Consider the following 8075-nt stretch of genomic DNA (forward strand, 5'->3'; position numbering starts at 1 on the left):
TCGACAACGAAAACGCCCACGTACCCTCACGGAGGGGTTTCGACTGTCGACTCAGAGGGGATGTGCATGGCCGGCCAGGATGACTTACGGGGCAGAGTTCAGGTACCCGCCGACCTCGACGCCGTCACCGCAATCGGCGAAGAAGACCACTCCGGGATCGACCCGGCGGCCGTCGAGCGGATCTGGCAGGCCGCCCGTCACTGGTACAAGGCCGGCATGCATCCGGCGATTCAGGTGTGTGTGCGGCACAACGGCAAGGTCGTGCTGAACCGGGCGATCGGGCACGGCTGGGGCAACGCCCCAACCGACCCGGCCGACGCCGAGAAGGTCCCGGTAAAGACCGATACGCCGTTTTGCGTCTACTCGTCCGCCAAGGCGATCACCGCAACCGTCGTGCACATGCTCGTCGAGCGCGGTCAGCTCTCACTCGACGACCGGGTCTGCAAGTACATGCCGACCTACACCAGCCACGGCAAGGACCGCACCACTATCCGGCACGTAATGACCCACAGCGCCGGCGTCCCATTTCCGACCGGACCCAAGGCGGACCTCAAACGAGCCGACGATCACGAGTACGCGCAAGAACAGCTCAGCAAGCTGCGCCCGCTGTACCGGCCGGGGCTGGTGCACATCTACCACGCATTGACCTGGGGCCCACTGATGCGCGAAATCATCTACGCCGCAACGGGTAAGGATGTCCGCGAAATTCTGGCCAGCGAGATCCTCGACCCGTTGAATTTCCGCTGGACCAATTTCGGTGTGGCAGAAGAGGATATCCCATTGGTGGCGCCCAGTCATGCCACCGGCACACCCCTGCTGCCCGCTCCGATTGCGGCAGCCTTCCGCAAAGCGGTAGGCGGTACCACACACGAGATCATCCCGATCACCAACACACCTCTCTTTCTGAAGACCGTGATCCCGTCGTCAAACACCGTCTCGAACGCTGCCGAGATGTCCAGATTCGCCGAAATATGGCGTCGCGGAGGCGAACTCGACGGGCTGAGGGTGATGAGCCCCGAAACACTGCGCGACGCGACCCGGCAATGCCGCCGACTGCGACCGGACGTGGCAACCGGACTCATGCCGGCCCGCTGGGGTACCGGCTTCCAACTCGGCACAAAGCGTTTCGGCCCGTTCGGCCTGGCTGCCCCCGCAGCGTTCGGCCATCTCGGGTTGGTCAACTGCGCGATCTGGGCCGATCCCGACCGCGGACTGGCCGCCGGTGTGGTGAGCAGCGGCAAGCCCGGCCGCGACCCCGAGATCAGGCGGTACACCGCGCTCATGGACCGCATCGCCGCCGAAATCCCGCAGGTTGCGCGATAGTTGGGTGATGCAGCCGCGACGCCATTCCGCTGTTGACATCACCCTCACCTCGATCCTGTCCGTGCTCGCGGCGCTCGCCGCAATGGCCACGGTCGGGTTCTCGTTCTTCTTCGTGATGGCCGCCGACTCGTGCAATGAGCACTGCGACGCCGGGGCGCTCAACGGCGCTTATGCCGTGACATGGGGCGGGGTCGGGGTCGCGGTCCTGATCGGAGTGTCAGGCGTGATCGTCACGGCGGTGCGTGGCTGGCTGATGTGGATCTGGCCTGCGCTGGCGCTGCTACTGGTCGTCGTCGCCCTGGGGATCGGCGTGCATCTGGCCGACACCTTCATGCACCACAATTAACGCCGTTAACCCAAGCCGGTCTAACATGCTCGGAGCACGTTTGGCTGTGGTCGGGGGACCAGCGACGGCGGGCGCTAAGAAATCAGCGCCTACTTTCTGCTGCCCGACTTCATGACTTGGATGGGTAGCTATTGCAATGGCTGGTCGAAGCAGCGGCTTGACGCCGGACTACGAAACGTCGCAGTCGATTTACGACCTCAACGACGACTTTTTCGCGCTGTTCCTGGGTCCCACGATGGGCTACACCTGCGCATATTTCGAGCGCGACGACATGACGCTCGACGAGGCGCAGGTCGCGAAGTTCGACCTCGCGCTGAGCAAGCTGAACCTCGAGCCCGGCATGACGCTGCTCGACATCGGTTGCGGGTGGGGCGGCGCGCTGGAACACGCGTTGCGGCACTACGACGTCAACGTCATCGGCATCACGTTGAGCCGCAACCAGCACGCGTGGACCACGTCCCGGCTGGCGGAGGTGCCGACGACGCGATCGGTCGAGGTGCGACTCCAGGGCTGGGAGGAGTTCGACGAGCCGGTCGACCGCATCGTGAGTATCGGTGCATTCGAGGCGTTCACCAAGGCGCGCTACGCCGCGTTCTTCGAGTCGGCGCACCGAGCGCTGCCCGCCGATGGCCGGATGCTGCTGCACACGATCCTCGGACGGCCCCAAGGGTTCTTCGCGGCCAACGGAGTGGCGATCACCATGAACGATCTGCGGTTCATGCGGTTCATCGGACAGGAGATCTTCCCCGGCGGCGAACTGCCCTCCGAAGACGACGTGGTGCAGTTCGCGGCCGCAGCCGGTTTCGGCGTCGAGCGGGTGCACAGCCTCCGCGCGCACTACGCCAGGACGCTGGACATGTGGGCGGTCAACCTCGAGGCCAAGCGTGATGAGGCGATCGCGATCACGGACGAGGCGAACTACGACCGGTTCATGCGCTACCTGACCGGGTGCGCGGACTTCTTTCGTCGCAGCATCACCGACATCGCGCAGTTCACCCTCGTCAAGGATTAGCACTGGCGGTGGGGAGGGACTTGAACCCCCGGACGGTAAGGGCGCGAGCGTACGATTTCGATCGTTGTGAGGCTCGGCCGTGAACTGACCGACTCGCGGTCCCCGGTAACGCAGGGAGCGATATGTCCAAGCTTTTGTTTGTCATGACCGGGACAAGTTATTGGACGCTCAAGGATGGCACCCGGCATCCAACCGGTTACTGGGCTGAAGAGTTTGCGGCCCCGTACCGCGCAGTGACCGGAGCCGGTCATGAGGTCGTGGTGGCCACGCCCGGCGGCGTGGTGCCGTACGTGGACGCGATGAGCCTGCGTCCCGCCATGGCCGGTAGCGCGGAGATCGCCTTGGAGCTCGAGCAGATTCTCCTTTCCGCCGAGGAGTTGCGCAGGCCAATCGAATTGGCGGACGCCCGCTTGGACGACTACGACGCCGTCTATTACCCCGGGGGTCACGGCCCGATGGAGGATATGTGGAAGAACGCAGACTCCGGCCGGCTACTCACCGCAGCGCTCGCCTCCGACAAGCCATTGGCCATCGTCTGCCACGCGCCCGCCGCGATCCTGGCCACTCGTCGGAACGGTGTCTCACCGTTCACCGGCTACCGGGTCACCGCGTATACCAATGACGAAGAGGATGCGGTCGGACTGCGCGTGAAGGCCCCGTGGACGGTCGAAGACGAATTGGTCAAGCTGGGCGTCGAGTTCACCCGGGGCGAAATATGGAAGCCCTACACGGTGGTGGACCGCAATCTGTACACGGGCCAGAATCCCGCATCAGCCGCACCGCTGGCGGAGCAAGTCCTAGCTGCACTGCACTAGCATCAATTCGCACAGCCGCTCGGCTCGATATCTTTGGCTCTCAAGCAGTCTCGGCAGGGAGGCGCCGTGGAGTTCCTCGTCACGATGACCACGCACGTCCCGCCGGGTACGGCTGATGAGACCGTGGCGCAGGTGCGGCTGCGGGAGGCTGCCCACTCCCACGACCTTGCCGAGCGCGGAAACCTTCGCCGTTTGTGGCGCCCCCCACTGAGACCTGGTGAATGGCGCACACTGGGCCTCTTCGCTGCGGACGGCCCCGCAGAACTGGAATCCGTACTTGCCTCAATGCCACTGCGGATTTGGCGCACTGACGAGGTCACGCCGCTGTCGCCACATCCGAACGACCCCGCATTGTCGCGAGTTGGCCCGGGCCATGAATTCCTGATCGCGATGACGATCGACGTCCCCGACGGGACGGTGCCGAATGCCGCGGATGACAAGCTGAAGGACGAAGCCCAGCGTGCTCGCGAGCTTTCCGGCCAAGGCCACCTCCGCCGACTATGGGCGCTGGCAGCGCAACCGCCGCTCCGGCGAACTCTCGGCCTGTGGAACGCCCGCGACGACGAGGAGATCGACACCATCGTGACGTCGCTGCCCCTCAGCCCGTGGATGACAACTACCACGACGCAGCTTTCGCTTCATCCCAACGACCCTGCCGCCCAACCGAACTGATCAAGAGGACGATTTAATGACAACCGCGACTCCGCCTCCCAAATCGGCAAGAATTCGTCTGACTCGACGATCGGCCGCCTACTGGCGTGTCACTATCGACAACCCGCCGATCAACGTCATGAGCCCGGAAATGATCGGGCAATTCCACGAAGTCATTAACGCCCTCGAGACCGACGATGACGTAAGAGTCGTCGTCTTCGACAGCGCCGTCGACGACTACTTCCTGAATCATTCTGATTTCACAGCGAATTTCGATGACTTCACCGCCCTACCGGCCGGCCCGACTGGCTTGCCGCAGTGGCCAGATTTTCTCGTGCGTCTGACCCGCGCGCCCGTCGTGTCCATCGCACTCATCCGCGGCCGCGCCACCGGCAACGGCAGCGAGCTCACACTCGCCAGCGACATGAGCTTTGCCAGCCGGGAAAAGGCCATCCTCTCCCAATGGGAAGTCGGCGTGGGACTGGTCCCCGGCGGCGGTCCCATGGCCAGGCTGCCTCAGCTCATCGGACGTAATCGCGCTTTAGAGGTGCTGTTGAGCTCGGAGGACATCCGCGGCGAGCAGGCCGAGGCCTATGGGTACGTCAACCGCGCCCTGCCCGATGCCGAACTAGACGCGTTCGTCGAAGCGCTGGCCACCCGAATTTCCGGATTCGACAAATGGGCCATCGCCAATACCAAGCGCCTCGTCAACACGAGCCTGCCACCGGAGGTAGAGCTCGGCGCCGGCTGGGATGCGTGCATGGCCTCGATCGGGCGACCGGCTGCCCAGGCCGGTATCCAAGCACTGATGGCGCAAGGCTTTCACCAACCTGGCGAGGTGGAAAACCGTCTCGGGTACTACCTAGGCCAAATCAAACGGTGACCGACAATCGGGCGATCTCGCGGGCGGGCCCACTGGCGGTGGCGGAGGGATTTGAACCCCCGGACGGTGTTAGCCGTCTCTCGCTTTCAAGGCGAGTGCATTAGGCCGCTCTGCCACGCCACCGCGGACAAGGGTAGCGGCTAGGTTTGATCGCCCGCCTCTCGCCGCCCGGCGTCGTTAGCCGGATCGCCTCAGCGCGACGCTGATCCGGCGGCAGTTCTCCCCCATCGCCGCAACCTGCGAACGGGACAACTGGCCCAGGAAGTTGGTCCGCACGCACTCGGCGTAGGTCACCATGGCCTGCTGCGCCGCGGTCCGGCCGTCCGCAGTGATCGCCGCGACCACTCCTCGCCCGTCCGCTTTACTGGCCTCGCGGCGCACCAGTCCCCGGCTTTCGAGGCGCCGGATCTGACGGGTGAGCCGGCTCGGCAACGATGCCAGCGCCTCGGCGAGATCACCCATCCGGACGGATCCGCTCGGCGCATGGTCCAACATGTCGAGAACCCTGACGTCGAACAGCGACAGTTCATGCGCCTCGCAAAGTCGACGATTGAGCATCGCATACAAGCGCAGGGTGGAGTCCAGGAAGTTCTGCCACGATTTCTGCTCGGCAATATCCAGCCCGGGCATGTCGCTGGCTGTGCGGCCCGCAATCAGGGCGGCCATCACGTCATGCTATGCGACACAGCGCCTTTGGAACAGACCGAATATGCAGGTAGTAGCGTGGCGGACATGTACGCCATCGTCGTCGAATCCGCCGAACAACTCTCTTGGCAGCAAGTCCCGGACGTCACCCCGAGCCGCGGAGAGGTTCTGGTCAAGGTCAGCGCTGCCGGCGTCAACCGAGCCGACCTGCTGCAGGCCGCCGGGCTGTATCCGCCACCACCGGGCGCCAGCGAACTGCTCGGCATGGAGGTCTCCGGTGTCATCGAGGCGGTCGGCGACGACGTGACGGGATGGGCACCGGGGCAAGAAGTCTGCGCTTTGCTGGCCGGCGGTGGCTACGCCGAATACGTGGCCGTTCCCGCGGGCCAGCTGTTGCCGCATCCCGTTGGCCTCGATCTTCAGGACTCGGCCGGCGTGCCGGAGGTGGCCTGCACGGTCTGGTCGAACCTGGCGATGACCGCGCATCTGAGCGAGGGTCAACTGCTGCTGATGCACGGCGGCGCCAGCGGGGTGGGAAGCCACGCCATTCAGGTCGGCCGTGCACTGGGCGCCCGGGTCGCCGTCACCGCGGGATCGGCAGCCAAGCTGGAATCGTGCCGCGAACTCGGTGCCGAGATCTTGATCAACTACCGCGACGAGGACTTCGTCGAACGGGTGCGGGAAGCGACCGACGGCGCGGGCGCCGACGTGATCTTCGACATCATGGGTGCCTCGTACCTGGACCGCAACATCGACGCGCTGGCCAACGATGGCCGCCTGGTCATCATCGGCATGCAGGGCGGCATCAAGGGTGAACTCAACATCGCCAAGCTGATGAGCAAACGAGCGCATGTCATCGGAACGACGCTGCGCGGCCGGCCGACTACCGGGCCGAACAGCAAGAGTGAAGTCGTGGCGGCGGTGGTGGAGTCGGTCTGGCCGATGATTGCCGACGGACGTGTCCGACCGGTGATCGGGGCGCGCGTACCGATTCAACAGGCCGCCGAGGCTCACCGGCTGCTGCAGGCCGGAGAGATCACCGGAAAGATCGTGCTGACGGTCTAGCCCAACGACGCCAGCGCGCGGACCAACTGGTCGACCTCGGCCATCGTCGAGTAGTGCGCGAGGCCGACGGTGACGGCACCGCCCACATCGTTGACCCCGATCACGTCGAGCACCCGCGAGTTGGCGTTGGAAATCGCGAGAATGCCGTTGTCCGCCAACCGCTGCACCACGCGCTCGGCCGGCACCTCGTGAACCGCGAAACTGACCACGGGTATCCGGGACTCGGGCCGGGCGATCACCACCACCAACGGCAGCGAGCGCAGCGAGCCCATCAGGTATTCGAATATCCCGTCCATGTAGGTGGTTGCGGATTGCAGTGAGGTGGACAGCCTTTCACGCCGAGTCCCACGCGCGGCCTCGTCGAGCGAGGCCAGGTATTCGATGCTGGCGACGAAGCCGCCGAGCAGACCGTACTGGTGCACCCCGAGCTCGAGACGTGCCGGACCGGTGGCGTGCGGGTTGGTCGACACCGACGTGAAGGTGTTGATCATCGCCGGGTCGCGGAACACCAAGGCGCCCACCGGCGGACCGCCCCAGCCCACCGCATTGATCGCCACCACGTCGGCGTCGATGTCGTCGATGTCGATCAACCGATACGGCGCGGCAGCGGAATGGTCGACGATCACAAACCCGCCGACGTCGTGAACCAGCTTGGTGACCGGCCGCAGGTCGGTGAAGGTGCCCAGCGTTCCCGATGCCGACGTCACCGCGACCAGACGGGTCGCCTGACCGATCAAACCCTCCCACTGCCAGGACGGCAGATCACCGGTTTCGATGTCGACCTCGGCCCATTTCACCTTGGCGCCGAAGCGGTTTGCTGCGCGCAGCCAGGGCGCGATGTTCGCCTCGTCGTCGAGCCGGGTGACGATCATCTCGTAACCCAGGCCGGATCGGGTAGACGATGCGTCGGCCAACGACGCCAGCAACACCGCGCGGTCGGCGCCCAGCACCACGCCACGGGGATCGGCATTGACCAGATCCGCCGCCGCCTGACGGGCCGCCTCGAGCACGGCCGCACTGCGCTTGGCGGACGGATGCGGGCCGGCCGTGCTGGGGAAGGAGCCGCGGAAAGCCGTCGAGACGGTAGTTGCTACCGAGTCGGGGATCAGCATCCCGGACGGTGCGTCGAAGTGCACCCAACCGTCCCCGAGCGACGGGTGTAATCCCCGCACTCGGGCGACGTCGTATGCCATACCAGCCACCTTAGAGCCACGCATAATAAGAGAACCTGTGACGGTAGCGGGCGCCCGAATACGTCCCCGCCGTCCCGAGCCAGGTCACCCGGCCAGCAATAATAGTCGCGTGGGGCTCTGGTGGGGGACGCTGATCGCATTA

At 65.1% G+C, this 8075-nt stretch carries 9 protein-coding genes and 1 tRNA gene; 7 read left to right on the forward strand and 3 right to left on the reverse strand.

Annotated features, from left to right (window positions below; genetic code table 11):
* Positions 1-66: 66 nt before the first annotated feature.
* From lipE to VN856_RS17005, 6 genes are all read left to right on the forward strand, one after another.
* The gene (gene lipE, locus VN856_RS16980) at positions 67-1323 is read left to right on the forward strand and encodes a lipase LipE (RefSeq protein WP_325691049.1); all 1257 of its coding nucleotides are present in this window, start codon (positions 67-69) and stop codon (positions 1321-1323) included.
* Between the two features lie 7 nt (positions 1324-1330).
* The gene (locus VN856_RS16985) at positions 1331-1669 is read left to right on the forward strand and encodes a hypothetical protein (RefSeq protein ID WP_325691051.1); all 339 of its coding nucleotides are present in this window, start codon (positions 1331-1333) and stop codon (positions 1667-1669) included.
* Between the two features lie 136 nt (positions 1670-1805).
* Complete coding sequence (locus tag VN856_RS16990; RefSeq protein WP_325691053.1) at positions 1806-2681, forward strand: cyclopropane mycolic acid synthase family methyltransferase; 876 nt, start codon at positions 1806-1808, stop codon at positions 2679-2681.
* 122 nt (positions 2682-2803) lie between these two features.
* Positions 2804-3496: a type 1 glutamine amidotransferase domain-containing protein gene (locus VN856_RS16995; RefSeq protein WP_325691055.1), complete on the forward strand. Its 693-nt coding sequence runs from the start codon at positions 2804-2806 to the stop codon at positions 3494-3496.
* Between the two features lie 66 nt (positions 3497-3562).
* Positions 3563-4168 carry a muconolactone Delta-isomerase family protein gene (locus VN856_RS17000; RefSeq protein WP_325691057.1) on the forward strand — a complete coding sequence of 202 codons (606 nt, stop codon included), beginning with the start codon at positions 3563-3565 and terminating at the stop codon, positions 4166-4168.
* A 16-nt stretch (positions 4169-4184) separates the two neighbouring features.
* The gene (locus VN856_RS17005; protein WP_325691059.1) at positions 4185-5030 is read left to right on the forward strand and encodes an enoyl-CoA hydratase/isomerase family protein; all 846 of its coding nucleotides are present in this window, start codon (positions 4185-4187) and stop codon (positions 5028-5030) included.
* Between the two features lie 33 nt (positions 5031-5063).
* Here VN856_RS17005 and VN856_RS17010 read toward each other — a convergent pair.
* Both VN856_RS17010 and VN856_RS17015 read right to left on the reverse strand, forming a co-directional pair.
* A tRNA-Ser gene (locus VN856_RS17010) sits at positions 5064-5153 on the reverse strand.
* Between the two features lie 54 nt (positions 5154-5207).
* On the reverse strand, positions 5208-5696 hold the full coding sequence (locus VN856_RS17015; protein WP_325691061.1) for a MarR family winged helix-turn-helix transcriptional regulator: 489 nt from the start codon (positions 5694-5696) through the stop codon (positions 5208-5210).
* A gap of 66 nt (positions 5697-5762) precedes the next feature.
* Between VN856_RS17015 and VN856_RS17020 the strand changes: the two genes are divergently transcribed.
* Complete coding sequence (locus VN856_RS17020) at positions 5763-6740, forward strand: NAD(P)H-quinone oxidoreductase (RefSeq protein ID WP_325691065.1); 978 nt, start codon at positions 5763-5765, stop codon at positions 6738-6740.
* Here VN856_RS17020 and VN856_RS17025 read toward each other — a convergent pair.
* On the reverse strand, positions 6737-7933 hold the full coding sequence (locus VN856_RS17025) for a cysteine desulfurase-like protein (RefSeq protein WP_325691063.1): 1197 nt from the start codon (positions 7931-7933) through the stop codon (positions 6737-6739). The two genes, VN856_RS17020 and VN856_RS17025, sit on opposite strands and share 4 nt — an antisense overlap.
* Positions 7934-8075: the final 142 nt, after the last annotated feature.

It is taken from the genome of Mycobacterium sp. (assembly GCF_035603715.1).
Taxonomy (GTDB): domain Bacteria; phylum Actinomycetota; class Actinomycetes; order Mycobacteriales; family Mycobacteriaceae; genus Mycobacterium.